General features: G+C 70.5%; 25 protein-coding genes. 15 read left to right on the forward strand and 10 right to left on the reverse strand.

From position 1 onward, the window contains the following. Positions 1-300: 300 nt before the first annotated feature. Positions 301-615, reverse strand: coding sequence for a hypothetical protein (locus tag J4573_RS19890; protein WP_208257273.1), 315 nt, complete (start codon positions 613-615; stop codon positions 301-303). 396 nt (positions 616-1011) lie between these two features. On the opposite strand from J4573_RS19890, the gene J4573_RS19895 reads away from it, so the two are divergent. After that, on the forward strand, positions 1012-1878 hold the full coding sequence (locus tag J4573_RS19895) for a Sco1979 family transcriptional regulator (RefSeq protein WP_208257274.1): 867 nt from the start codon (positions 1012-1014) through the stop codon (positions 1876-1878). A 181-nt stretch (positions 1879-2059) separates the two neighbouring features. On the opposite strand, the gene J4573_RS19900 is transcribed toward J4573_RS19895, so the two are convergent. Beyond that, a complete protein-coding gene (locus J4573_RS19900) occupies positions 2060-2671 on the reverse strand; it encodes a CGNR zinc finger domain-containing protein (RefSeq protein WP_208257275.1) in 612 nt (203 codons plus the stop codon). A gap of 138 nt (positions 2672-2809) precedes the next feature. Here J4573_RS19900 and J4573_RS19905 point away from each other — a divergent pair, with 138 nt between their 5' ends. Next, positions 2810-3496, forward strand: a complete 687-nt coding sequence (locus J4573_RS19905; protein WP_208257276.1) for a haloacid dehalogenase type II — start codon at positions 2810-2812, stop codon at positions 3494-3496. A 487-nt stretch (positions 3497-3983) separates the two neighbouring features. Here J4573_RS19905 and J4573_RS19910 read toward each other — a convergent pair whose 3' ends face one another. Continuing rightward, a complete protein-coding gene (locus tag J4573_RS19910) occupies positions 3984-4163 on the reverse strand; it encodes a hypothetical protein (RefSeq protein ID WP_208257277.1) in 180 nt (59 codons plus the stop codon). Between the two features lie 81 nt (positions 4164-4244). Next, the gene (gene paaI, locus J4573_RS19915; protein ID WP_307796730.1) at positions 4245-4685 is read right to left on the reverse strand and encodes a hydroxyphenylacetyl-CoA thioesterase PaaI; all 441 of its coding nucleotides are present in this window, start codon (positions 4683-4685) and stop codon (positions 4245-4247) included. 102 nt (positions 4686-4787) lie between these two features. Between paaI and J4573_RS19920 the strand changes: the two genes are divergently transcribed. The 4 genes from J4573_RS19920 to J4573_RS19935 all read left to right on the forward strand — a co-directional run bounded on the left by J4573_RS19920 (position 4788) and on the right by J4573_RS19935 (position 9045). Next, a complete protein-coding gene (locus tag J4573_RS19920; protein WP_208257650.1) occupies positions 4788-5189 on the forward strand; it encodes a nitroreductase family deazaflavin-dependent oxidoreductase in 402 nt (133 codons plus the stop codon). Positions 5190-5971: 782 nt separating this feature from the next. Further along, a complete protein-coding gene (locus J4573_RS19925) occupies positions 5972-7018 on the forward strand; it encodes a phosphotransferase enzyme family protein (RefSeq protein ID WP_307796732.1) in 1047 nt (348 codons plus the stop codon). 503 nt (positions 7019-7521) lie between these two features. Further along, complete coding sequence (locus tag J4573_RS19930; RefSeq protein WP_208257278.1) at positions 7522-8112, forward strand: TetR/AcrR family transcriptional regulator; 591 nt, start codon at positions 7522-7524, stop codon at positions 8110-8112. Between the two features lie 66 nt (positions 8113-8178). Then, entirely contained in the window at positions 8179-9045 is an 867-nt protein-coding gene (locus J4573_RS19935; RefSeq protein ID WP_208257279.1) for an NAD(P)-dependent oxidoreductase, read from the forward strand. Between the two features lie 495 nt (positions 9046-9540). Here J4573_RS19935 and J4573_RS19940 read toward each other — a convergent pair whose 3' ends face one another. Continuing rightward, complete coding sequence (locus tag J4573_RS19940) at positions 9541-10236, reverse strand: histidine phosphatase family protein (RefSeq protein ID WP_208257280.1); 696 nt, start codon at positions 10234-10236, stop codon at positions 9541-9543. 79 nt (positions 10237-10315) lie between these two features. Here J4573_RS19940 and J4573_RS19945 point away from each other — a divergent pair, with 79 nt between their 5' ends. Both J4573_RS19945 and J4573_RS19950 read left to right on the forward strand, forming a co-directional pair. Next, the gene (locus J4573_RS19945; protein WP_208257281.1) at positions 10316-10705 is read left to right on the forward strand and encodes a VOC family protein; all 390 of its coding nucleotides are present in this window, start codon (positions 10316-10318) and stop codon (positions 10703-10705) included. Positions 10706-10875: 170 nt separating this feature from the next. Then, positions 10876-11505 carry a class I SAM-dependent methyltransferase gene (locus J4573_RS19950; RefSeq protein ID WP_208257282.1) on the forward strand — a complete coding sequence of 210 codons (630 nt, stop codon included), beginning with the start codon at positions 10876-10878 and terminating at the stop codon, positions 11503-11505. A 654-nt stretch (positions 11506-12159) separates the two neighbouring features. On the opposite strand, the gene J4573_RS19955 is transcribed toward J4573_RS19950, so the two are convergent. Then, entirely contained in the window at positions 12160-12591 is a 432-nt protein-coding gene (locus tag J4573_RS19955; protein ID WP_208257283.1) for a CBS domain-containing protein, read from the reverse strand. Positions 12592-12856: 265 nt separating this feature from the next. Here J4573_RS19955 and J4573_RS19960 point away from each other — a divergent pair, with 265 nt between their 5' ends. From J4573_RS19960 to J4573_RS19970, 3 genes are all read left to right on the forward strand, one after another. Next, positions 12857-13963 (forward strand): hypothetical protein, encoded by a 1107-nt coding sequence (locus J4573_RS19960; RefSeq protein WP_208257284.1) that lies wholly within the window; start codon positions 12857-12859, stop codon positions 13961-13963. A 235-nt stretch (positions 13964-14198) separates the two neighbouring features. After that, entirely contained in the window at positions 14199-15674 is a 1476-nt protein-coding gene (locus J4573_RS19965) for a hypothetical protein (protein ID WP_208257285.1), read from the forward strand. Beyond that, the gene (locus J4573_RS19970) at positions 15671-17341 is read left to right on the forward strand and encodes an AAA family ATPase (RefSeq protein WP_243773320.1); all 1671 of its coding nucleotides are present in this window, start codon (positions 15671-15673) and stop codon (positions 17339-17341) included. The genes J4573_RS19965 and J4573_RS19970 overlap by 4 nt, the downstream gene beginning before the upstream one ends. 200 nt (positions 17342-17541) lie before the next feature. Here J4573_RS19970 and J4573_RS19975 read toward each other — a convergent pair whose 3' ends face one another. Continuing rightward, a complete protein-coding gene (locus tag J4573_RS19975; RefSeq protein WP_208257286.1) occupies positions 17542-18351 on the reverse strand; it encodes an ABC transporter ATP-binding protein in 810 nt (269 codons plus the stop codon). Between the two features lie 248 nt (positions 18352-18599). Here J4573_RS19975 and J4573_RS19980 point away from each other — a divergent pair, with 248 nt between their 5' ends. Further along, complete coding sequence (locus J4573_RS19980; RefSeq protein ID WP_208257287.1) at positions 18600-19439, forward strand: GDSL-type esterase/lipase family protein; 840 nt, start codon at positions 18600-18602, stop codon at positions 19437-19439. Between the two features lie 123 nt (positions 19440-19562). Here the strand turns inward: J4573_RS19980 and J4573_RS19985 are convergent, their stop codons facing one another. Further along, the gene (locus J4573_RS19985; protein WP_208257288.1) at positions 19563-20345 is read right to left on the reverse strand and encodes an arginase family protein; all 783 of its coding nucleotides are present in this window, start codon (positions 20343-20345) and stop codon (positions 19563-19565) included. A 146-nt stretch (positions 20346-20491) separates the two neighbouring features. Here J4573_RS19985 and J4573_RS19990 point away from each other — a divergent pair, with 146 nt between their 5' ends. From J4573_RS19990 to J4573_RS20000, 3 genes are all read left to right on the forward strand, one after another. After that, a complete protein-coding gene (locus J4573_RS19990; protein ID WP_208257289.1) occupies positions 20492-21007 on the forward strand; it encodes a hypothetical protein in 516 nt (171 codons plus the stop codon). 153 nt (positions 21008-21160) lie between these two features. After that, positions 21161-21829 (forward strand): hypothetical protein, encoded by a 669-nt coding sequence (locus J4573_RS19995; RefSeq protein ID WP_208257290.1) that lies wholly within the window; start codon positions 21161-21163, stop codon positions 21827-21829. A 175-nt stretch (positions 21830-22004) separates the two neighbouring features. Then, positions 22005-22190, forward strand: a complete 186-nt coding sequence (locus tag J4573_RS20000) for a hypothetical protein (protein ID WP_208257291.1) — start codon at positions 22005-22007, stop codon at positions 22188-22190. A gap of 202 nt (positions 22191-22392) precedes the next feature. On the opposite strand, the gene J4573_RS20005 is transcribed toward J4573_RS20000, so the two are convergent. Together J4573_RS20005 and J4573_RS20010 are read right to left on the reverse strand one after the other, a co-directional pair. Continuing rightward, entirely contained in the window at positions 22393-23976 is a 1584-nt protein-coding gene (locus J4573_RS20005; protein WP_243773322.1) for a coiled-coil domain-containing protein, read from the reverse strand. Between the two features lie 124 nt (positions 23977-24100). Further along, positions 24101-24655, reverse strand: coding sequence for a GbsR/MarR family transcriptional regulator (locus J4573_RS20010; protein ID WP_208257292.1), 555 nt, complete (start codon positions 24653-24655; stop codon positions 24101-24103). Positions 24656-24712: the final 57 nt, after the last annotated feature.

Below are 24712 nucleotides of genomic sequence, written 5' to 3' on the forward strand. Positions count from 1 at the left end.
CGGCGCAGGACGAACACGGCGCAGGACGAACACGGCGCAGGACGAACGCGGCGCAGGACGAACGCGGCGGGGCCAGCCCTCCTAGCGATCTGGGTAGCGGAGGTGCGGCCGGCCGTCGTCCTTGCGGCGTAGCGAGATGGGCAGGCCCGGCTTGGCATGTACTCCGCGGAGCTTGGGTGCGTGGCCTCTGCAGGCTCGGCGGAGGGCTTGCTGTGACGGGTTCGAGAGGCGTGGGCAGGGGCGGCCTTGGTCGGGCCGCCCCTGCCAGCGGTGGTTACGGTTGGTTAGGTTGCGCGGGTGTTAGTTCGCGCGATGGTGGGCGGCTCGGAGGGCCAGCCTGTCTTGCAGGAGGTCGATTGCCTCGGTGAGGTCGGGGGCGGCGGCCTGGGCTCGGAGGCGGCGGCCGTCGAGCTCCACCACGGCCTGGGCTAGCGCCGGCCGGGGTAGGGAGGGGTCCGCGATGACGCTGAGCGTCGCGCGGACGGACTTCACGTTGGCCTGGGCTCCGGAGAGGGCCGCGCGGACGGCACGTTGGGTCGCCTCGCGCTGGTCGTCGGTGACGTCGCCCGACGTCAGGAAGCGGATTTCAGGCAGGTCATAGATGGTCGCGTTCATGGATCCCCCAAGGGTTGCGGCGGTCTTCGGTCACACCGCGGCCGCACGGATTCGCGGCTCCTTATTAGGAGACCTCAAGGAGAGGGGGTTTGATCGCCGGAAGGGACGAGACGTTCATCACCGAAGGAGTGCCCAGGGGACTGACGCAGCTCACGAATAGGCGTAACGTAGCGGACGCGAACAGAGGCGATCCGTCCTGGGCGGACGTATACCATGGATGTGGGCGGATGCCGAGAGTGATTATTTCATTCTTCCCAAAATCACGTCCTGATCCTCTAGGATGAGCGGGTGCCGTTCCGCCTGCGGGCGGGCCCATCGACTGGCTGGTGACCCCCTTTGCCCCAGGATGCAGCTGTCAACATCCCTCCGGCCGAGGGCGACTCAGAATCCGGACTGTTGATCGACTATCCCCGCCGTGGCGGTCCCACAGTTCTCCGCATCCTCCTCGGCTCGCAGCTCAGGCGGTTGCGTGAGGCACGCGGCATCTCCACCGAAGAGGCCGGCTACGAGATCCGCGGATCGCACTCCAAGATCAGCCGGATGGAGCTCGGCAGGGTCGGGTTCAAGGAACGTGACATCGCCGACCTGTTGACGCTCTACGGCGTCGACGACCCCGCGGAGCGGGAACCCCTGCTGGAGCTGGCCAAGGAGGCCAACACTCCCGGTTGGTGGCACCGGTACGGCGACATCCTGCCGAGCTGGTTCGAGGTGTACCTCGGGCTGGAGGAGGCGGCCTCGCTGATCCGGGCGTACGAGGTGCAGTTCGTGCCCGGGCTGATGCAGACCGCCGAGTACACGCGGGCGGTCGTACGGCTGGGCTTCCCCGACTCGTCGGATGACGACGTCGAGCGGCGTGTGCGCGTTCGGACGATGCGGCAGGCGCGCTTCACCGCGCCGGGCGCGCCGACGCTGTGGGCGGTCCTGGACGAGGCCGTGCTGCGGCGTCCGCTGGGTGGGCGCGAGGTGATGCGCGGCCAGCTCGAGCACCTCATCACGATGGCCGAGCTGCCCAACGTGACCCTGCAGGTGGTGCCGTTCTCGGCCGGTGGGCACGCCGCCGCGGGCGGACCGTTCACAATCCTTCGGTTCGCGGAGCCGGCGCTGTCGGACGTCGTTTACCTCGAGCAGCTCACGAGCGCTCTGTATCTCGACAAGCCGGCCGACGTCGACACCTACATGCAGGCCATGAACAACACCTGCATCACGGCCGCCCGGCCGGACGACACCGTCACCATCCTGAACGACATCCTCCAGCAGACCTGATCTGGACCTGGGAGCGGCCGTTCCGCACGGGCTGGGCCTGGCTTGAGGCCTGGACGTGAGGTGAGTCGGCATCGGCGTCCAGGCTGAGTTCGCTTGAGGTTGCTGCGGTGGTCGCACGCACTGAGTGTTGGGTGACGGGGCGGGGTGGCTTGCCAGGAAAGGGCCGGTCGGGGTGCCGGGCCTATTGGGTGGTGCTGCGTTCTCGGGTTGCGGCTTGGCGGGCTCGGTGGTTGGCGACGTTGACTCGGTTGCCGCAGAGGCCGGGCATGCAGTAGCGGCGGCGGCCTGGGCGGGTCGTGTCGATGAACGCTCCTCGGCAGGTGGGTGAGCCGCAGGGGCGGAATCGCTGCTCGCCGAGAGTGTGGACGACCCCGAGGATGCCGATGCCGCAGACCAACGAGAGGGCGTCGGCGACGGTGGCCTTCTCGTTGAGGGGGGCGGCCCATCGGGTGCGGTCATGGTGAGCCGGGTCGGGGACGAGGGTGGCTCCTAGGGCGGGCGCTGTGAGGGTGGTGGCGCCGGCGATGAGTTGGTCGCGAGTGGGGTGGTCGATCAGGTCGCGGACGGTCGTTCGGAGCGCGTGGACGGCTTGGAGGTCGGCCTTGCTTGCGCGGCGTGCCAGGTCGGAGAGCGCGGTTCTGTTTCCGGGCTGATCACCGTGTTGGTCGGTGAACTCGACCAGGGCTGCCAGATCGGGTAGGTGGTCGGCGCCGTGCCAGACCTCGGCGGTGGTGTTGACCAGCTCGGTCGCGACCCCGGCCGCCCAGACGTAATCGTCAAAAGCGACTTGCATGCCTTACACGCCTCCGTTACTTTTCCTCTAACGGTCATTTTAACCCTTACATGCGCTGGGGTGCGACCCGATCTGGATCAGCTGTGTGGGTGTGGGCTGATCTTGAGGGGATGCCCAAGCGGCTTGGAGGTCTTGCCCATGTCAGATCTGGAGATCGATGCGGTTGTCTTCGACGTGCTCGGCACGCTTGTCGATGAGCCTTCCGGGATTCGGGCCGGGCTTCGATTGCTGGGGCGCTCGTTCGAGGACTCTGAGGTGGAGAAGCTCAGATTGTTGTGGGAGCAACATGTGGAGGGCGAGCAGCGGCGCATCGTTGGCGGGGGCCGGGCCTACGCGCCCAGCGACGTTCTTGATCTGGAAGCTGCCCAGGTTGTGGCAGAGAGCGCTGGAGTTGAGGATGCGAGGGCTGTTGCGGCGCTTGCTTCGGCTGGGCGGCGACTTTCGCCTTGGCCCGACAGTGTGGCAGGGCTTGCTCGGCTCGCTGAACGGTTCCCGCTGATCGGGCTGTCGAATGCGAGCCGGACCGCGTTGCTGGAACTCAACGCGCACGCTGGGCTGCGTTGGCATCAGGCGTTGTCCGCGGAGGATGCCCAGACGTACAAGCCAGATCCAGCGGTCTATGAGCTGGCTGTCCGGGCCTCGGGGCGGCCGCCGGAGCGGCTGTTGATGGTCGCCACGCATTCTTGGGACCTGCGGGCGGCACAGAAGGTTGGCATGCGTACTGCCTACGTTGCCCGCCCGGTTGGCGACCCGCCGGTTCCGTCGGATCAGTTCGATCTGCATGCGGCTGGGCTTGCCGACCTCGCTGAGCAATTGTCGGGCTGATAGGGCGAGCAGGGTCAGTTCAGATGAACGGCCTGTGGTGATATTCGCCTGGCGGGGTCTTCAGGGGTCCTGGATGTGCATGCTCCTGAATTAGCCGGACGGTTGAACGCTCTGAGACTTTGGATGAGGGCCTTCGGCTCGCGCCGCCCTGACCGGTCGGGGTCTTGTGACGGATGTGCTGGCCTAACGGATGTGCTGGCCTAGGAGAGGGCCGCCCGATCGGTGTCCGTGGCATCGCAGGCGTTCACGGGATGGGCTTGCTGTCTGAAAGCATCGAGGGCCTTAGGCCGGGGCTCTTGTCACCAGCGGCGGCCGTGGTGAGGGCGAGTACCTGGAAGTCGGCCGTGCTTGAGCGGCGTGCCAGGTCGGATAGCGCGGTGGTGCTTCCGGGCTGATCGCCGTGCAGGTCGGTGAACGCACCAGGGCCACCAGGTCGGGTAGGAGATCGTCTGGATCCGGCAGGTGGAGATTGGTGCTGATCACGCGGTTAGCCGGACGGCAGGCATTCGGGGGTGGGGCGCCGGACGACGAACGCGTCGAGGCGCAGGTGGTGCCCAGGGGCTGCGGGGCGAGGTCGCCGGGGGCGCGCCCAGACCATGTGCATCCCGACCGGCGCCGCCGAGATCATCGGACGGGTCGACGCCGCCATCGCCGAGTTGTCGGCCATGGTGGGGCCTGCGGACTGAGCGGGTGTGGCCGTCGATCGTCCGTGACAGGGCGAGGCCGTCCAGCCGGGACTGGGGCTGCGCTATTCGGTGTCTTCGGCGATGACGCGGTCGCGGAGGCTGCGGCTGCTTCCGCGGAATTCGGCGATGACGGACTCGTCCTCCACGCGGCGTACGGTGACGTCGTAGATGCCGTTGCGGCCGTAGCGGGTGCGTTCGGCAGCGTGCGCCTCGAGCAGGTCGCCCGTATGCGCGGGAGCCACGAAGACCACCTCGGCCGCAGCCGCTACGGCCACCGTGTCGTAGCTGTTGCAGGCGTAGGCGAAAGCGGTGTCGGCCAGGAGGAACAGGTAGCCGCCGTGGGCGACGTCATGGCCGTTGACCATCTCGGGGGCGATGGTCATGCGAGCCCTTGCCAGGCCAGGGCCTATATCGGTGATCTCGATGCCCAGATGGCGCACTGCCAGGTCCCGTTCGTACATCGCCTCGGCGCATCGGCGCGCCAGCTCAGCCGCGTCACTCACCCGCCCAGCGTATTGATCCTCTCGGGAGTGGGAAGGTCTTTCCGGGCAGCCGATTTCCGGTACGGCGTCGCACCGTACCGCCTAAAGATGAAGGACACACCGATGCTGTTCGGGCAAGAGCACGTAAAGCGCTACCAGGAGACCGACGGTGCCGAGGGTCACGACTGGAACGGGACGGTCACCCTGCTCCTGACGACGACCGGGCGCCGCAGTGGCCAGGCTCGGACCCTGCCGCTGATCTACCAGCAGGAGGGCGACGACTACCTCGTGGTGGCGTCGAACGGTGGCGCGCCCACGCCTCCCGCCTGGTATCTCAACCTTGAGGCGGACCCGAACGTCGAGGTCCAGGTGATGGACGACAAGTTCTCGGCGCGGGCCCGTACGGCCACGCCCGAGGAGAAGCCCGCCCTGTGGGCCAAGATGGCCGCGACGTGGCCTGACTACGACTCGTACCAGAAGAAGACCGACCGGGAGATCCCGGTCGTCGTCCTTGAGCGCGCCTGACGAGCATGTAGACCGCCCCCGGATGAGACGCATTCGGGGGCGCTGATCCAAGAGTGGCGGCAGGCTTGGGTTCGCCCTTACAGAACGGCCTGGCGCCGAGCAGCCGCTGAGATCTGGCCCGCCACGTGGCTCTCAGCTTAGGCTGCGAACGGATCGGGTCTGAGATGCACGTTGACCCTGCAAGTCGGCCGAACGCACACGCGTTGAGGTTCGTTGAGGTTCTTGGCGCGTGAGTGCTAAGAATCCTGACCTGGGCAAGGGCCGGAGGACGAGCCTGGCAACGTGCCTCCAGGACACTCGCCGCTGGCCTCGCGGTAGGAGGCCAGCGGGTACGGCCTCGGCGGTGGCCGAGATGCCGGGGGCCTACCGACAGGATCGCCCTGAGCAGGATCGCCCTGAGCTGGTGCGGTTCCGCCACCAGATCCAAGGCTTCCTGCTCCCTGACGGCAGGCGCCGGTGCTGGAGACCGGTTTGGGGGCTTGCGTGGGCCAACCCGGCCGGACTTGAGCTGGGCTAGGGCGTGGCGGTGCCTAGCGGGGGTTTGGTGAAGAGGGCCCGGCGTTAGGTATCGGCGCGTGGCGCCTTCCGCGTGAAGAGGCTTGGTAGGGAGCGGCCGGCGTTGGTGTCGGGGGTGTTGGGCCTTCGCGCGGAGAGGCTCGGCGCGGAGTCGCTGGGGAGCGCGACTCGGCGAAGTGGTGGTTCTGCTTTCGCACTGCGGGCTCGTACGTGTAGCGTCGGCATGTGAACATTCGTTCGATCAGCCGTTGACTCGAGGTGCTGAGGTGCCGACGTCTCAGAACGATTCCGACACCGAATCGCTCCCGCCGCGGCTGTTGCGGCGGTGGGAGATCGGCGAGCCGGGCGTGCCGATGCCACTGGGGCGCGGGTGCTGGCGGGTCGATACCGGGGACGGTTCGTACTTCCTGCGGGAGTACGAGGGTTACGACCGGCGGCGCATGCTGTTCCGGCATTCGGTGACCACCGCGCTGGACGCGGCTGGCCTGCCCGTGCTCGCCCCCATGCCCGCTCGCGGCGGCAGGACACTGGTCGTCGCGGGCGGGCGCGGGTACGTGCTGCAGCCGTGGGTCTCCGGGCGGCAGCGCGGCGGGTTGGAGCTGACGTTCGGCCAGTGCGAACTGCTCGGCGAGCTGCTCGGGCGCCTGCACGCCGAGCTTGACCGTCTGACCGCCCAGGTTCAGCAGAGCATTCTCATCCCGACGCCGCGCGCTCGCGATGCGGTCAAGCTCATCGATCGGATGCTGGACGCTCTGCCGGGCGAGGGGAACGACTTCGACGCGCTGACCGAGCGGCGCCTGCGTGAACGGCGCGATCTGCTGACCGAGTTCGCCGACCATCAGCCGCCTGAGCTGGAGGTAAGCACGGTCGGCCATCTGCACGGTTCGTTCCACGCGGGCAACCTGCGGTATGGCGGCGCGGGCAATGTAACGGCTGTTCTGGACTGGGAGGGCCTCACCACCGGCCCGATCGCGGGCGAGGTCGTACGGGCTGCGGCGCTGCTCTTTGCCTGCGACGATGACCGGGGCCTGGACATTGATCGCGTGCAGGCGTTCATCCGCGGCCACCGCACCGCCTATCCCCTGGACGCGGGGCAGATTCAGGGGGCCGTTCACCGCGAATGGTGGGAACGGCTTTGCGACGTCTCGCCGCTGCGCAGCCGCTACATGGATCACGACGACGATCGCGAAGAGCACGAGCCTGGGCTGCTGCCGGGAGTCGTCGTCTGGTGGTCCACCCACCTCGACGGGACGCTCGACGCGTTCGCCGCTCCCTACACGGAGATCCCCGCCGAGAGCCCCGCGTACGGCTAGGGCAGACGGACGGTTAGGCGCCCTGCGCTGCGATGAGTGCATTTCCCGCTGCGAACGAAAGTTGGCGGGCAACCGCAGGCTGTGAACGTTGGGCGCTCCCACGCGTTCGGCCGATTCCTCAGGGACGAGCAGCAGCGGGCGCATGATTCCAGGCGCGAACGATGCCAGGGGCGTCTCACCCGATCGAGCCGACCCGGACTCGCCGTTATTTGGCAGACGCCGCAAAGGCCGCGGCTGGTCGCGACCGAGCTCGCCGACGATGCCGTGCCGCCGCACAAGGCGCCCCCTGGACGGCGACATGTGCCTGGCCGTCGGCGGCGAGGACCGCGGCTGCTCGGCCGCGAGGTGCCGCATCTGAGGTCTCGTCGGTCGTCGGTCGTCGTTCGTCGTTCGTCGTTCGTCGTTCGTCGGGCCAGTGCAACCTCAGCTTCGCGTGCAAGGTCCGCGAGCCTGTACTTCAGCTAACTTGACTGATCGTTACAGTAATGGCTAGCGTCGAGGGCATGGGACGGACGCGGGAGTTCGATACCGACGTGGTGGTGGCCGGGGCGATGGAGGTCTTCTGGCGCCGCGGCTACGAGGCGACCTCCATTCAGGACCTGGTCGAGGCCACCGGGATCGGGCGCGGATCGCTGTACGCGGCGTTCGGCAGCAAGGACGGCCTCTACGAGGAGGCCCTCCGCCGCTACGCCGGGCAGTCCACCGCCGGCCTGATCGCGCAACTGGATCGAGATGAGCCCGTGCGGGAGGTCCTTCGGGATCTGCTGATGGGCCTGGTGGACGACACCCTCGCAGATCCCGGACGCAAGGGCTGCCTGATGACGAACACGGCGGTCGAACGTCTCCCCCGAGACGCGGTGGCCGGCCGGATCGTCGGCGGCGCGTTCGACACGATCGCCGAGGCGGTCACGGTGACGCTGCGGCGGGCCCGCGACAAGGGCGAACTGCCACAGGACGCCGACGTGACGGCGCTGGCGGACTTCATCGTGGCGACGATCCAGGGCCTGCGCGTGCACGGGAAGACCGGGGCGGACAGGCGCCGGCTCGGTTCGATCGTCGACGTCGCCCTGCAAGCCCTGCCGCTGAGCGGGTAGGGGCAAGAGGAGCGATGTGACGCTCCACTCATACTTGAACGACCGATCAAGAAAGGGCTTACGATCATGACCGTTGTCGCACTGCTGGGAACCGGGCTCATGGGAGCGCCGATGGCCCGCAACCTCCTCAAGGCGAACCTGGAGGTGAGGGTCTGGAACCGTACGGCCGCCAAGGCCGAGGCCCTCAAGCAGGACGGCGCGACCGTGGCCGGCTCCCCCGCCGAGGCGGTCGAGGGCGCCGACGTCATCATCACGATGCTGAACGACGGGGACGCGGTGCTGTCGGCCATCTCCGCCGCCGAGCCCGCGCTCCGCTCCGGGCAGGTCTGGGCGCAGATGAGCACGGTCGGACTGTCTGCCCTGCAGCCCCTCGCCGCGTTCGCCGCCGGTCACGGCCTCACGTTCGTCGACGCGCCCGTTCAGGGCACCAAGCAGCCCGCCGAACAGGGCCAGCTGGTCATCCTGGCGGCCGGTCCCGAAGCCGTCCGGGCGAGCCTGGAGCCCGCGTTCAACGCGGTCGGCAAGAAGACGCTCTGGCTGGACGAGGACGGCGCGAGCGGCGCCGCCACCCGGCTCAAGCTGGCCGCGGTGAGCTACGGGATCTCCATGACCTCGATCGTCGCCGAGTCACTGGCCCTGGCGAAGGGGCTCGGCATCGATCCCGCCCTCTTCGGCGAGGTCGTCACCGGCGGCCCCATGGACAGCCCCTACCTGCAGGCGAAGATGAAGGCCATCCTTGCGAGCGACTTCGAGCCCAGCTTCGCCGTACGGAACGCCGAGAAGGACACCCGCCTCATCACCGAAGCGGCTGCCAAGGCGGGCATCCGCCTGGACATGGCGGAGGGCGCCGGGGAACGCTTCCGCAGGGCCCTCGCCCTCGGCCACGGCGACGAGGACATGGCCGCGACCTACTTCGCCAGCTTCTGCCCCTGACGTACAGCGCGGCAGGGCGCGTGCGGCCGCAGGTAGGCCGCGTCCGGATGCAAGTAGGCGCGTCGGGCACAGGAACGGGCATGCGGGCGCAGGTAGGCGCACCCGGATGCAGGTAAGCGACCAGCACCTCGATGATCCCGCCGGACAGCGCCAGCGCGCCCATGCGGAGCCACCTGGCCTCGATCCCCAGGCGGCCCTCCGCGAGCTCGCGTTGAAATGGGCGAACTCGTGGATCGCGAATGCGTGCGCAGGTACGCGTCCAGGAGCAGGAACGCGCATCCGAGCGCAAGCGCGTCGCATCGCAATGTAGCTACGAGCGTCCGAGCGCAGGTAGACGCATCCGGGTGCAGGTGCACGCGTCCGAGTGCATGTCGCCGGGGCCAGGTGCAGGTACGCGCATCCGGTTGCGAGTAGGCGTTCAGCGTGGGCACGCGCATCCTGGAACAGGGGCGCACGCCTCAGGGTGCGGGTGGGCGGGGTCGGGTGCGTGGGGCGTCAGGCGGTGCGGGTTGTGGGGTCTGGTGCTGGCGAGGTGGTCTGAACGGGGGCCAGGTGGGCGATCGAGCTGCCGAGGAAGCGAAGGCCCTGGGCAGCGCGACGAAGGCCTAGGGCACTGGCGTTCGGGATCTCGCAGGTGTCGACGAAGCGCCGGAAGGCGCGCATGTCCTGCCCGTCAGGGTCGGTGATCCCGGTGAACATCGACCACAGCACGGCCCGCATGAACAAAGCGTGCGTGAAGACGACGATCGCGCCCTCATCCTGACGTTCGGCGATCCGCTCCGCGCACGCGTGAGCGCGGGCGACCAGGGTGTGGAAGGACTCGCCGTCGCCGTTGACGTACGCGGGGTCGGAGCGCTGCCAGTAGGCCTCCATGTACGGCCTGCGTTCCTCCGCGGTGGTGTTCGGGCCGTGCAGCTCGCCCAGGTAGGTGAACTCCTGAACGGGCCACTCTTCGTATGGCACATCAGGAAAGCGCGCGAGCGTGGGTGCGGCGGTCTCGCGGGCGCGCGCGAACGGAGAGCTGACGATGAGCGCGGGCGTGCCGCTGAACGACGCCGCGACGCGTTCGGCCTGGTCACGACCCAACGCCGTCAGCGGCGACCCTCCAGGTCCGTTGGTCGGCAGGCCCGCGTTCGACTCGCTCTCCCCGTGTCGGATCAGCCATGCCCGTGCCTGCGCCAGTTCGATCATGCCGCCAGGCTGGCATGCCCTCCCCCTGGCTCGGAAGAGCCGGGGCAGGGGTGTGAGGATGGCGGTGGGAGGTACGACGATGGAGGTACTGAGCAGCCGGATCCTGCTGCGGCCCGCCGACCTCGCGGCCAGCCGGAGCTTCTACCGCGACACGCTGGGACTGGCCGTCTACCGCGAGTTCGGGCCGCCGGACGACCCGGGCATGGTGTTCTTCCTGGGGCCGGGCTTCTTGGAGGTGTCCGGGCACTCCCCCGGCGGGGCCGCCGCCTCGCCGATGATCTGGCTGCAGGTCCGCGACGTACGGGCCGAGCATGAACGTCTCGCGGCCGCCGACGTCACCATCACGCGCGAGCCCCGCCAGGAGCCCTGGGGCCTCATCGAGATGTGGATCACCGACCCGGACGGCGTGAAGATCGTGATCGTCGAGGTGCCCGCGGACCATCCCCTCCGTCGCGACCAACGCCAGTAGCCACCCCCGCACCCCGCACCCCGCACGCCGCACGCCGCACGCCGCACCCGCCGCCGATCAATTCACGCTCTCCAGATCACCCAACCCCTGCAGACCCTGCGTGGCGGGGGCTTGGCGCGGCCCTGGAGCGATTAGCCTCGGTACGTCGGCTATGGGAGGAGGTCGCCGTAATGGCCCGTCCGGCGTCACGATCGCGGCCCGACGAATACTGGAACCACAACACGCACTATCACGGGCTGGTGCTCGCCTCGGTGCCGCGCGGGTGCGGGGAAGCGCTCGACGTGGGCTGCGGGGACGGGTTTCTGGCGCGAAAGCTCGCCGCCAGGGCCGTGCACGTCACCGGGATCGACAAGTCTGCGGACATGGTCGAGGAGGCACGACGGCAGAGCGAGGGCGTGCCGAACGTGGACTTCGTCGAGGCAGATCTGCTGTCGTACGACCTGAAGCCCGAGAGCTACGACTTCGTGTGCAGCGTCGCCAGCATTCATCACATGGACTTCGCGGCGGCCGTCACCGCGATGCGGGACGCGCTGAGCCCTGGCGGCAGCCTGATCATCATCAGCCTGGCCAAAGACGACGGCCTCAAGGATCGCCTCGTCGGCGTGGGCGGCCTCGGCGCGCACCACTTCCATCGGCTCCGCAACCTGCGCCGCGCCGGCCACCCGGCGGCGCCGACCCTCGACCCGGACATGACGTGGGCCGAGGTTCGCGCCGAAGCCCAGCAACTGCTGCCGGGCGCCGTCTTCCGCCGACACATGCTGTGGCGCTACTCGATCGCCTGGCGCAAGCCCCGCACCTGACCCACCCACGCAGCTAAGCCCGAAACCGTACGGAGCCGCCGCCCCCGCGTAGCCACGCCCGGAGCCACCCACGCGGCCGTGCACACAGCCATGCGCGGAACGCCCGCAGACGCGCGTCGCCGCTCATGCGGACCCGCCCGCACAGCCGTACGCAGCCGCGCACGCGGTCACACTCCGAGCCGCGCATGCGGAGCCGCCCCGCGCAGCCCCACCCGGCCCCGCGCAGCCCCACCCGCGCAGCCCCGCCCGCGCAGCCGCGTGCGGAGCCGTGCATGCAGCCGCCCGCGCAGTGGCCCGCGCAGTGGCCCGCGCAGTCGCAAGCGGCCGCCCACGTAGCCAACACAGAGCCGCGCATGCGGTCACGCCCGGAGGCGCACATTCGGAGCTGACCACGCAGTTGCGTTCAGAGCCACCCGCGCGGCCGTACATACAGCCGCCTGCGTTGTTGTCCGCGCAGCCGCGCGGAGCCGCGTGAGGCCACCTGCGTAGCCGCCACGGGGCCGCCACGGACGCCTGCGTAGCCGCTGCGGAGCCTCGCATGCGGTCACGTGCGGAGCCGCGCATGCGGAGCCGTCCGCGCAGCCGTGCACGGAGCCGCCGTCCGCGCAGCTGCGGACGCGGCGGTGCCTGGAACGCCCGGGAGGGCGGAGGGAGTCAGTGGGCGTTGCGGCCTGGGGCGTAGACGTTCTCCACGAAGCGGGCCAGCTGGTCGTCGGGCAGGTGCTGGGCGAGGTCGGCTTCGCTGATCATGCCGACGAGGCGGCGGTCCTCGATGACCGGGACGCGGCGGATCTGGTGGCGTTCCATCATCCGTACGACGGCGTCGGCGTCGTCGGTGGCGCTGACCAGGTGGAGCTGGTCCTGGGCGAACTCGCCCGCCTTGACCTGCGCCGGGTCGCTTCCGTCGGCGCAGCAGCGGACGACGATGTCACGGTCGGTGATGATGCCGCGGAGCCGGTCGTCGTTGCCGCAGATGGGCAGCGAGCCGACGTCGAGGTCGCGCATCTTCTGGGCCGCCGCGAGCAGCGTCTCGTCCTCGTTGATGCACTCGGCGCCCAGGTGCATGATGTCGCGTGCCATGGCCATGCTTCCCCCTTGATAGAGATCATCCGCAAGTCCCACGATCGCCCACATCCGGGAGCACTGGGGCAAAGGGATCTCCTCCGGCAGGCAAATCCTGAAATCGCCCGATTCGGGGATGCGGCGGACACTTCGGTACGCTCCTCCGCCGGGGCCGCGGCCCGTTCTGGCGTTTCGCGGCTGCCATTCCCGGCGCGGCGTCAGGGGCGGGCTGTACGGTCGAACGCGCCGCGCGCAACGGTGGCGGCGCAAGTGACGGAGACGACCATCGATGACGAACGACACGGCCATGGAACGGCTGCGCGCCGGGGCTCCCCCGCGCAACCATGACGCCCGTACGATCGCGGCGCTCACCGCCAACCCCGGGTGCGCGCGGCGCGGGGTCATGGACGCGGCCGGGATCGACAAGGACGCCGTCGCCCGCAGCCTGGGGTTCCCCGCGCCGTTCGGCCAGTCGCAGTTCGCCATTACGCGCGGGAACGCGTTCGAGGCGCAGGTGAAGGCGGACGGCTGCGCCGAGCTGCTGGAGCTCCTGCGCGAACGCCTCGGCCTGGACGTGCCCGCGGCAGACTATGACGATCTTGAACGTAGCGCGGGCGACGAGAGCCGGGAGGGGCGCCATGCCCGGACCCGGAGGATGGTCGAACGGGCCCTGGACACCGGCGAGGGCACGCTGTTCGACCATCCGCTGCTGCGCCTGGACATCGCCGGGCAGCCCGCCTACCTCGAACCGGACGTGATCGCGTTCCAGCTGGAGGGCCGCTTCCACATCATCGAGATCAAGTCGTTCGCCGTCATCGACGGGCAGGCCGAGCCCGAACAGGTAGCGGCGGCGGCTCGCCAGTCCGCGGTGTACGTGCTGGCGATGCGGCGCCTGGTGGCCGAGCTGGGCGGCGATCCCGGGCGGGTGTCGCACGAGGTCTTCCTGGTCTGTCCGGAGAACTTCTCCAACCGCCCCACCGCGACGCCGATGGACGTACGCCCGCAGCTGGCCGTCCTGGAACGCCAGCTCGCCCGGCTCACCCGCGTGAGCGACCTCATCGAGACTCTGCCGGACGACCTCACGTTCGCTCTCGACGACGAGCGCCTGCCAGGCTCAGTCGGCGCCGTCGAGGCCCGGTACGCGCCCGAATGCATGTCGAGCTGCGAGATGGCCTTCTTCTGCCGCCGTGAGGCGCGCGACTGCGGTTCCACCGGCACGCTGGGCCGCGCGATCCGCGACGACCTCGGCGGCATCGACTCGATCGGCACCGCCCTCGCCCTCGCCGACGGGTCCCTGAACCCGTCCGGCGATCTGGCCGAGACCGCCGCCCGCCTCCGTACCGCCGCCCGCCTCCGCCACGAGGCCCTCGCCACCGCCTCCCCAGGACCCGCATGACCACGGCGAACGGCATGGGGACAACGAGCCCGACGATGGCGGCTCGCGGTGAACGGACCGCGAGCGGCAGCGGCGCGGCCAGCGGCAATGGCGCGGCGAGTCGCATGACGTACGCGAGCCGCGTGAGGAACGCGAGCCGCATGACGTACGCGAGCCGCGTGAGGAACGCGAGCGGTGTCAGGGTGGCGAGCGGCGTGAGGGTGGCGGTTGCGCGGGTGCGGGTGGGGGGCTCGGGGTGAGCGTGCTGGGGTCGCTTGCGCAGTTGGAGGCGGTCGCGGCTCGGCGGGCGCAGCCGCTGGCCACCGTGAGGCACTGTCATCTGGCCGAGGCGCCGCTGGTCATCGTGCCGTTGAAGCTGGCGGGTGAGGCGGCGGCGCCGCTGGCGGTGATGCTGGGGACCGTACGGGACGAGCCGACGCTGCTGGCCGTTCCGCAGCCGCGCAACCGTGACCTGCGGTTCGCGTTCGCGGCCGACCTGGCCAAGGCCGTTCTGGCGCACATCGAGGCGGCCGGGAGCAGCGCGGTCGAGGAGCTGGCGCCCAGTAAGGACGGCGAGGAACGGATTCGGTACGCGGAGGCCCCGCAGTTGCTGGTGCCGAACCGCGCCGGGGTCGGGTTCCTGCGCATGCTCGGGCGATCGACGCGTTTCAGGCGTACGGACGGGCCGTACGCGGTGGACCCCTCGGTGCCGGTGCTCGGGCGGTGGCTGACGTGGTTCGCCGACCGCAACGATCATCCGGGCGCGGGGCTGCTGATGACGATGACCGAGGCGCTGCGCCTGCACTGGGCGACCGGGCAGAGCTCTCTGGAGGACGGCAACCTCGGGGCGTTGCTCGGCTGGATCGACCCGCCCGAGGGTCTCGACGGGCCTGCGGCGGCGGCGCTGGCCGAGGATCCGGCGGTCTGCCCGCCGGCCGGGCCGACCACTGACCCCGCGTTCGACAACGACGTGCTGGCGTCCGCGATCACCGCGTACGACGCGACCGGCGAGGATGAACGCGTCCGCAAGGCGGTCGGCAGCCAGCTCACGCCCACCTGGGACCTGATGTGGCGGGCGATCGACCTGCTCCGCGCGCTGCCGGAGGGCGCCAGCGTCGCCCGGCGGTGGGAGCGCGAACGGGACGCCTTCACCTGGCATCACTCGACGTTCGACGAGGGCCACCCGCAGGCTCGCCGCGACCCAGCCGTACGGGCCGCGCGGCGCCTGCACGACCTGGAGCGGGCGCAGGACTCCTACGACGCGCAGCGTGCGTTCGACGACCCGCTGGTCATGGCCGAGCACCGGCTGTCCGGCCAGGCGTTCGGCGGCATCGTCACCGAGTCCGACCCGACCCGCCTCGACGAGACCGGCAAGCGGCCGAAGCTCCGCCCGTACGTGCGTGTTCAGACCGAGGATCCCGTTCAGCTGGAGGCCGGCGCCACGGTCTGCCTCGCCGCCCGGCCCGCACTCAAGGGAAAGATCATCGAGCTCGCCGCGCCCGGCCCCGCACAGGGGATCTTGATCGAGCTGACGGGCGGGATGGGACGCAAGCTCGTTCCCGAGCCCGGTGTCGTGCCCGAGGCCGGGGAACGGGTGTGCTTCACCTCGCTGACGGACGGGTCGTTCGGCGCGGCCAAGTTCCCCGAACGCGAGGACACCCCCTGGACGCACGGCGGCCCGCCCGAGGACTACGTGCCCACCGACAACGACGCCGCGGAGGAGTGGTCATGACCGAGCCGTCGGCTCCGCCGAACAACATCATCGACTTCGCATCCGCCACCTCCCGCACGCCCGGTACATCGCGCGCGCCCGCCGCACCACGCGCCTCCGGCGCCTCGGGAACGTCTGCCTCATCGCGCACGCCGGGCACACCGCGGACGCCCGCCACGTCCGCCACGTCCGCGACGTCGGGCACGCCCGGCACGCCCGCCGCGCCGCGTACGCCCGGCCCGTCCGGCGCGTCCGCCGCATCCCGGGCGTCCGGGCAGGGCGCCGACGCGGCGGGTGGGCCTCCGGCGCCGCGGGTGGCGCCGGAAGGTGCCGTTGACCTGCAGATGAGCCTGGACATCGCGGTGGAACTGCCGGAGGAGGTCGCCGACCCGGGGACGGCCGCGAACGAGGTCGTGGACGCCGTGCTGGCCGACCTGGACGGCGATCATCGCGGCGTGGTGGTCGACTCGCCGCCCGGTGCGGGCAAGTCCACGTTGGTGGTGCGGGCGGCCGCGCATCTGGCCGCGGCCGGTGAACGGCTCATGATCGTGGCGCAGACCAACGAGCAGGTGGACGACCTCATCGACCGGATCGCGGGCAAGCACCCCGACATCACGCTCGGACGGCTGTCGGCCGCCTCCTACGTTCCCGCCGCTCGCGTGACCGCGCACGCTTCCGTACGCGTCGCCACCAAGGGCGACGATCTGGCCGAACGGACCGTGGTGATCGCCACCGCGGCCAAGTGGGCGACGCTCTCGGACGGTTCGTGGCCGTGGGCGATCGTCGACGAGGCGTACCAGATGCGCTCGGACATGCTGCTGCGCATCGCCGGGCGCTTCGAGCGGGCCCTGTTCGTGGGCGACCCGGGGCAGCTCGACCCGTTCTCCACCGTCGAGGTCGAACGGTGGGCGGGCCTGTCGTGGGACCCGATGCGCAGCGCGGTCTCGGTGCTCCTCGCGCACAATCCCGACCTGCCCGTTCACCGGCTGCCGGTGTCGTGGCGCCTGCCGGCCTCCGCCGCGCCGGTGGTGTCGGCCGCGTTCTACCCGTTCACCGGATTCCGGTCGGGCACCGGGCCGGGCGACCGCAGGCTGGAGTACTCGGCCGGCGGCATGGGCACGACCTACGACCGCGCGCTGGACGAGGCCGCGGCCTCGGGCTGGGCGCTGTACGAGCTGCCCGCGCGGCACGCGCTCCGTACCGACGCCGAGGCCGTTCAGGCGACCGCCGCCCTTGCCGTACGGCTGCTCCAGCGCGGTGCGGTGGCCCACTCCGAACACGGCTCGGCCCCGGTCGGCGCCGACCGCATCGCGATCGGCGCCGCGCACCGCGACCAGGTCACCGCGATCCGAGCCGCGCTCGGCCCGCACGGCGAAGGCATCACGGTCGACACCGCCAACCGGCTCCAGGGCCGAGAGTACGACGTCACCGTGGTCCTGCACCCGCTGTCGGGCCGCCGCGACGCCACCGCGTTCCACCTGGAGTCCGGGCGCCTGTGCGTGCTCACCTCACGCCACCGGCACGCCTGCATCGTGGTCGCGCGCGCCGGGATCCCCGAGCTCCTGGACGCCCACCCGTCCACCGAGCCCGTCCACCTCGGCGTCCCGATCAAGTTCCCGGACGGTTGGGAGGCCAACCAGTCCGTCCTGGCCCACCTGGCCGCCCACACCATCCGTTCCGACAGCTAACTCACCCCCGCCCGGCCCAGGCTCAACTCGCGCCAGACCCGCACCCCGGGATCGGCGCACGGCCGCGCTGGCCTGCAACCGGTGCCGGTGCCGTTTGCCCAGCCTGCGCCTCGCCCACATCGGGCCCCACGCTCAGTCCCCACCCGACCCAATGCCTCGACCCACGCCCCGGCCGGGCGGGCGCCTGTTCGTGCTTGGGGTTAGGCGGGGGCGGCGGTGGCGGCCCAGCGGCCGTGGTTGCGGACGATGGCGACCGGGTGGTCGAAGCAGGCGCTCACCAGGTCGGTCGTGAGGACCTCGTCCGCCGGGCCTGCGGCCAACACGCGGCCCTCGCGCAGGAGGAGGGCATGGCTGGTGGTGGCGGGGAGCTCTTCCAGGTGGTGGGTGACCAGGACCGTGGTGAGCTCGGGTTGCCTGGCGCGGATCTCGTCGAGGGCTGCCAGCAGGCGTTCGCGGGCGGCCAGGTCCAGGCCGGTGGCGGGCTCGTCCAGGAGCAGGAGAAGGGGCTCGGGCATCAGGGCCCGCGCGATCAGGGTGCGGCCGCGTTCGCCCTGGGAGAGCGCGGGCCAGCGAGACTCGGCGATGCGGTCCAGGCCCATGAGCTCGATCAGCTCGTCGGCGCGGCGGAGCTGTTCTTCGGTCGGGGTCCAGCGGGGAACGAGCTCGATGGTGCCGGTCGCTCCGGTGAGGACGATCTCGCGGACCGTACGGGCCGACTCCAGCGGGTGGCGCGGGTTGACCTGGCCGATCAGCGGGCGCAGGGCGTGCACGTCCACCCGGCCCATGCGGTGGCCGAGGATCTCGGCGGTGCCGCGGGTCGGGTGATTGTAGGCGCCCAGGATGCCGAGGAGCGTGCTCTTGCCCGCGCCGTTCGGGCCGAGCAGGGCCCAGTGCTCGCCGGTGAGGACGGTCATCGAGACCTGGTCGAGCAGGAGCCGCCGCTCGCGTACGAGATCCACCTTGTCGGCGTTGAGCACGATGTCGGAACGGATCGCTGGGACGAGGGACATGGAGCACCTCCTGTTCGCGGCTCGTCGGCACGGGGCTCGCGCGGGATGGGCGGCGGCCGTGGCGGCGGGAGATGACGGAGGCCGACCGGGATCGCCGGGGCGCGGGCGTCAAGGGGACGATCTTCACCGTAGCGGAGCCGGAACGGTGCCTCGCACCCGGGTGTACCAGGCGATCTACGCCGATTGAGGGGTTCACAGGGCTGACACGCGGGTCCATACTCCGTTCACCCCAAGCCGAGGAGGCCGGTATGCGCGCTCGTTCGACGGTCGTCGCGGGTTTTGCCGCACTTGGCCTGGTCGCCGCCCTCGCGTCCCCGGCCGCGGCCACCGGCGCCCGCTATTACGTGTCGCTGGGCGACTCGCTGTCGACGGGTTACCAGCCTGGTCAGGGCAATACCGACCAGGGATACGTGGACGTTCTCTATGCGTCCCTGAAGGCGAAGGATCCCGCGCTCAAGCTGGTGAAACTGGGGTGTGCGGGCGAGGACTCCACCACCATGATCAAGGGCGGGCACTGCCCGTACGACGGCGCGTCGAGCCAGCTCGACGCCGCGCAGAAGTTCCTGCGGGCCCATCGCGGCGCGGTCCGCTACCTGACGATCGACATCGGCGGGAACGATGTGGACGGCTGCGCGGTGGGCGGCGGCATCGACACCACCTGTGTGCTGCGCGGCCTCACCACGCTCGCCGGGAACCTGACGCAGATCACCTCGTCACTGCGCGCGGCGGCCGGGCCGGGCGTCCGGACCAAGCTGCTCGGCATGAATTACTACGACCCGTTCCTGGCCGCCTGGCTGACCGGGTCGAGCGGCCAGAGCGTCGCGGGGCTGTCGGTGCTGCTGAGCAACGCCCTGAACGGGCTCGAGACCTCGATCTACACCGGCGCGGGCTTCCGTGTGGCCGACGTGGCCACACGGTTCGCCACCAACGACTTCGTTCACCAGGAGACGCTCCCCGGCGTCGGTCAGGTCCCGCGGAACGTGTTCCGCATCTGCACCTGGACGTACATGTGCACGCGGAACGACATCCACGCCAACCCGACCGGCTACCAGGAGATCGCCAAGGCGTTCCTGCCCCTCACACACTGAGCATGCGAGACCGCGCCACGCCCAGGCGCGTCAGCGCACGCCCAGGCGCGTCAGCGCACGCCCAGGCTGAAGCGTCTGCTCACGCCCGGGCCCAGGCGCTAGCTCACGCCCACTGCCCCGGGGTCAGCTGACGCCCAGCAGTTGCGGGACGAGGGTTCGGAGTGTCTGCTGATCTTGCTCGTTCTCCGGCTGGTACTCGGTGATGCCCAGGCCCACGAGGGTGAAGCGGGCCGTGAGCGCCTGAACGGCCGCGAGCAGCTCATCGGGCGTGATGCCGTCCGGCTCCGGGTAGCTCAGCGAGGCGAACGCGCCCGGGTCCAGAACGTCGAGATCAATGTGCACGTAGACGCTGGTCGCGCCGGTCTCGGCGACCGCGTCGACCGCCTGAGCAGGGAGAACGTGACGCATCCCGCTGCGTTCGACGAACTCGCGTTCACTGTCGTCGAGAACACGTCCGCCCGCGAGGACCACCTGTTCGGGCCGCAGCGGCCGGGCGGGGAGGAGTTCCTTGGGCCCCTCCCCCACCAGCGTGCGCAGCACCATGCCGTGGAAGGCGTGCGAGGGCGACGCCTCCGGGGTGTTGAGGTCACCGTGTGCGTCGAACCACACGACGGCCAGGGAATCGCCGTACCGCGCCGACGCCGCAGCCACGGGCTCCAACTCGACGCCGCAGTCACCGCCGGCCGTCACCACGAGGTCATCGCCCGCCTCCGCCAGGCACGCCCGCGCACTCGCCGCGATCGCGGTCAGGGTCTCCAGCCCCTCCACCCCGTTCCGCAGCGGCGCCCGCTCATCCGGCACCTCCGCGACGAGGTGCCGACCGGCGGGAACGGTCCCGGCCAGCAGTCCCGCGCCCTTGCTCAACTCCCGCGCCCGGGCGACCCCCGAGCCCTGCCACTGGGGCACTTCAAGCACCGTAATGTCCGTCATGCCCAACATTTACCAGGTAGGCGAGGGCTTCCCGTAGACCAACGCTCCGTGGTGCTGGCTACGCCTGAGGGCCGTTGGCGGATACTGTGAGAGCCGGTGCCAGAGCGATCACCGGAGGGGGCATGGAGGAGATCGGCTTCATGTGCGCCCGCTGCGGCGGCGAGGTGCACGACGTCACACACAATCGCGAGGGCACGCTGGACGGGGTGGGATACCGCCACAACCAGCGGGTGGAGCCCTGGGACCACGAACTGGAGCTGGCCGTGGGAGAGGCCGCTCCGCAGGCCCAGTCCTGCGACTTCTGCGGGACCTCGGGCCCGAGCTGGCTCTACTACCCGACCCTCGACCCCGAAGACACCGACATGTTCGAGGTCGAGCTCGACACCACACAGCTGTCCGACGACGACACGGCCGTCGCCGTGCTGAACATGCTCTACCCCTGGTACTCCTGCGACACGTGCTCGGTCCTGGTGGCCGACCGCAACATCGACGTGCTGATCGAGCGCGCCCTGGAGCGCACGCCGGTCCCCGCGGACGGCCCGGTCGACGAGGAGACCGTACGGGCCCGCCTCAAGGGCTCGCTGTCGGTCTTCTTCACCACCCGGCCAGGCCGGCCCCAGCCGTCCCGCGCCCTCTGACCTGCCGATTCCGACCAGCTGACCGGCTGATACCGACCAGTTCGGGCGAGAAACCATGGGGCGGGCCACTCATGCCGGATTGTGACCCCGCGCGGAAGAATGTCCGACGTCCTCATTAAGCTCTACCCCGTTTGTGATGGATCGGGGGTAGTGATGATCATCGACGCGCGCTACTGCGGGCCTGATGGATCGGGGAACGGCGGATACGTCGCGGGGCTGCTGTCCAAGGAGCTGACGGCCCACACGGTGACCGTGACGCTGCGGCAGCCGCCGCCGCTGGCGCACGAGCTGCGACTGGACCGCGACGAGAGCGGCAACGGGGTCCGGCTCTTCGACGGGGAACGGCTGATCGCCGAGGCGTTCACCGGTGCGATCGTGGTGCCGCAGGTGCCCGCCGTGCCGTACGAGGTGGCCCTCGAAGGGGCGGAGAAATACCGGGCGGCCGAAAGCCACCCGTTCCCCCGCTGCTTCGTCTGCGGTCCCGAACGGGAGGACGGCATGGGCGGCATGGGGCTGGAGCCGGGGCCCGTGGGCGAGGGGCTGGTGGCCAGCCCGTGGACGGCCGAGAGCCCGTCGCACGAGCTGCTGTGGGCGGCCCTGGACTGCCCCGGCGGATGGTCCTGCTTCCAGCCCGAGCGCCCGGCGCTGCTCGGCACCATGACCGCACAGGTCGTCGAGCTGCCGCGGGACGGCGAGCGATGCGTGGTGATGGGCTTGGCGCGGAGCCGCGAGGGACGCAAGCTGCACGCCGCGACGGCCGCGTACGGGGCGGACGGGAGGCTGCTGGGCCGCGCCGAACAGATCTGGATCCAGTCCCGCTGACGGCGGGACCCTCGGCCCGCGTCCGTGGGGACCTCCGTCCCGTTCTTGGATGGAATGTTGAAAAATGTGTCGCCTGACACGGCCGGTCGGGTGCACTATGCGGTCAAATCTGAGCACCCCGCGACCAACGGAGGTCGGGCCAGATATGAGCGGAAGCGGATTCCTCATTCTTGGCGTGGCGGCGCTCGCGGCCTACATGGGTAGCTCGTGGGAGCGGGCCCGGCGCGCGTTCTTCGACGTGAAGGTCGGACGCCAGCGCGTCTCGAACCTCAAGCAGGCGGCGGCCAGGGAGCGGCTGCACGCCATCATCATCGTCGGCATCGCGATCCTGGTGATCTTCCTCATTGCCCGGCACGGCTGAAACGCCGGGCGCACACCACACCGAAATCACCCCACCGGCCAGGTCCGGCCAGGTCCGGTCAGGTACGGCCGATCGGCCAAGTCCGATCGGCCGCCCCCGGCAACGCCCAACCCGCCCCACACCTGATCACCCACGGCCGGCCGTGGGCCGTGGGCCGTGGGCCGTGGGCCGTGGGCCGTTCAACCTTGTGCAGGGGCTGCGGTTAGGGGCCGGTGAAGAGGGGGTCTTCTCGGTCCATGCCGTTCAGGGAACTGGGGCCCGGGAGGGGGCCTGTGCCGGACGGGATGGACGGGGAGGGGCCGGTGCCGGTGGGGCTGATGGGGGGCATGGGGCCTGATGAGGTGGAGCTCATCGGCATGGGGCCGGAGGCGCCCATGGGAGAGGAGGGCGGCGTCACCGGCGACGGGCCTGATGAGGACGGGTTGGGGAGCGTGTAGCCGCCGTGCAGGGAGCGGCCGTTCGGCGGCGGCGGTGCGCCCAGGGGCGACGACGGCTGCTGTGCGGGCATGCTCTGGCTGGGCGACAGGTTCGACGACAGCGTGTTGTGCGTGAACTGGTCTATCTGGCGGCGGGCCCGGTCGGCCTCGGCGCGGGCCGCGTCGCGTTCCTCGGCGAGGGCGGTGAGGGCGGCCTGCTGCTCGGCGACCGACTGGGAGAGCTGGCGCAACTGGATCGCCTGGTCGTTGACCTTGGCCGACAGCTCCTCGCGTTCGGAGACGGCGGCCTGCGCGGAGGCCTGCGCGGCGTCGCGGTCCTTCACGGCCTCCTCGGCGCGCGCGACGGCGCGGGCCGCCTCGGACTCGGCCTCGGACTTGGCGCGGACGGCGGTGGTGCGCTCGGCCTCGGCCTTGCTCGCCGACTGCATGGCGCGCTGGCGCTGCACCTCGGTGTCGCGCATGGCGGTACGGAGGTCCTCGGCGCCCTGGCGGGCGACGGCGGCCTCGACGCGCTGCGACTCGACGGCGCCCTCGGTCTCGGCGATCTTGGCGTGCAGGGTGACCAGCTCGGCGCGGGCGCCCTCGAGGGCGGCCAGCAGCTCGGTCTCGCGGGCCGCGATGCGGTCGCGCTCGCTCTCGGCGGCGAGCTTGGCCGACACCGACTGCTGCGCGATCTGGTGGGCCTCTTCCCAGGCCTGCTGGGCGGCGTCGCGCTTGGCGGTGGCGAGCTTGGACTCCTCGCGGGCGCGGGTCGCCTCCTTCTCGGCCGCGTCGACGCGCTGGCGGGCGGAGGTGGCCTCCTGCCGCGCCTCCTCGGCCTTGCGCTGGGAGGCGTCGCGCTCGGTCTGCGCGGTGGACAGCTCGCGGGCGGCCTCGGCGCGCACCTCGGCGACGCGCTTCTCCACGCCCGCGACGCTGAGCTCGGAGGCCAGCGACTCGGCGAGCAGGTCGGCGGTCTTCTCCAGGCGCTCGACCATCTCCCATGTGGAGGCGACCTGGCCGGTGAGGCCGGGCGCGTCCCGGCCGCGCTCGCGGCGGTCGCGCGCGTCGCGGGCGCAGGCTCCGTCGTTGTCCTGGCAGTAGCGGATGGCGCGGACGGCACCGACGGGCTGCGGCACCGGGCGGCCGCAGTTGGCGCACGGCCAGACGGTGACGGGGTCCCCCAGCCGGGCGACGGCGGCCTCGGTCTTCGGCTCGGGCGTCATGGCTCCGAACGCGGTGCTCGGACCGGGACCCGGCCCCGTTCCAGGCCTGCGTTCGTGCTGTGCATCACCCTGCGGAACCGCGGCATCGGCGCCGGTGGCCTTCTCCTCAGGGCCGCCATTGTCGCGCTCATCGCTGTTAGGCATGGGATGCACCTTACGCACTCTTTGGCGGTACTGCAGAGACTTGGGGGGTATATGAGACCACCCTCTCCCGCAACACCGGCCGTTACGCGGTGTCCGCCACCCGGTTACGCCGTGTCCGCGGCGTTCAGCGTTCTGCGGGGCCTTCGCGGAGGATCTGGGCGTGAGGGCCGTCGCTCAGCGGGTCGATCTTTCCGTCGCGTACGCCGGCGAGGTGGTCCTGCCAGCGTTCGCGCATGTCGGCGAGCTCCTTGCGCAGGTAGGCGTAGTACTCCATCGCCACGGCGAGGCGCTGGGCCGCCTGCCCGTCGCCGCCCACGGCGACGATGCCCTCGTTCATGCCCTGCTCCCACAGCTTGAGCATCTGGCCGCGGTTGGTGATGGCGTCCTGCCACTCGTCGTCGCGCACCCGGAAGACGTCGCGGCGCGATCCGGGCTCGCGTTCGCGCACGGCCAGGTGAACGCGGGTCAGGTAGCGCACCGCCCCCGACACCGCGGCGGGGCTGACCTGCAGTCGCTCGGCGAGTTCGGCGGCGGTGAGCGCACCGGACTCGGTGACCATCAGCGCCATCATCACCCGGGCGGCCATGCGCGGCATGCCCGCGTCGGTCAGCAGGGACGCGAAGCGCTCGACGAAACGCGAGACGGCCTCGTCGCGAACGGGAGGGGCAAGGTCGGTCACTCGGCATCATCTCCTCAGGTCAGCCGGTGTATCACTTTAACGGATTCATTAGATTCA

Origin of the sequence: Actinomadura barringtoniae (genome assembly GCF_017573505.1) — a bacterium.
Lineage (GTDB): Bacteria > Actinomycetota > Actinomycetes > Streptosporangiales > Streptosporangiaceae > Spirillospora > Spirillospora barringtoniae.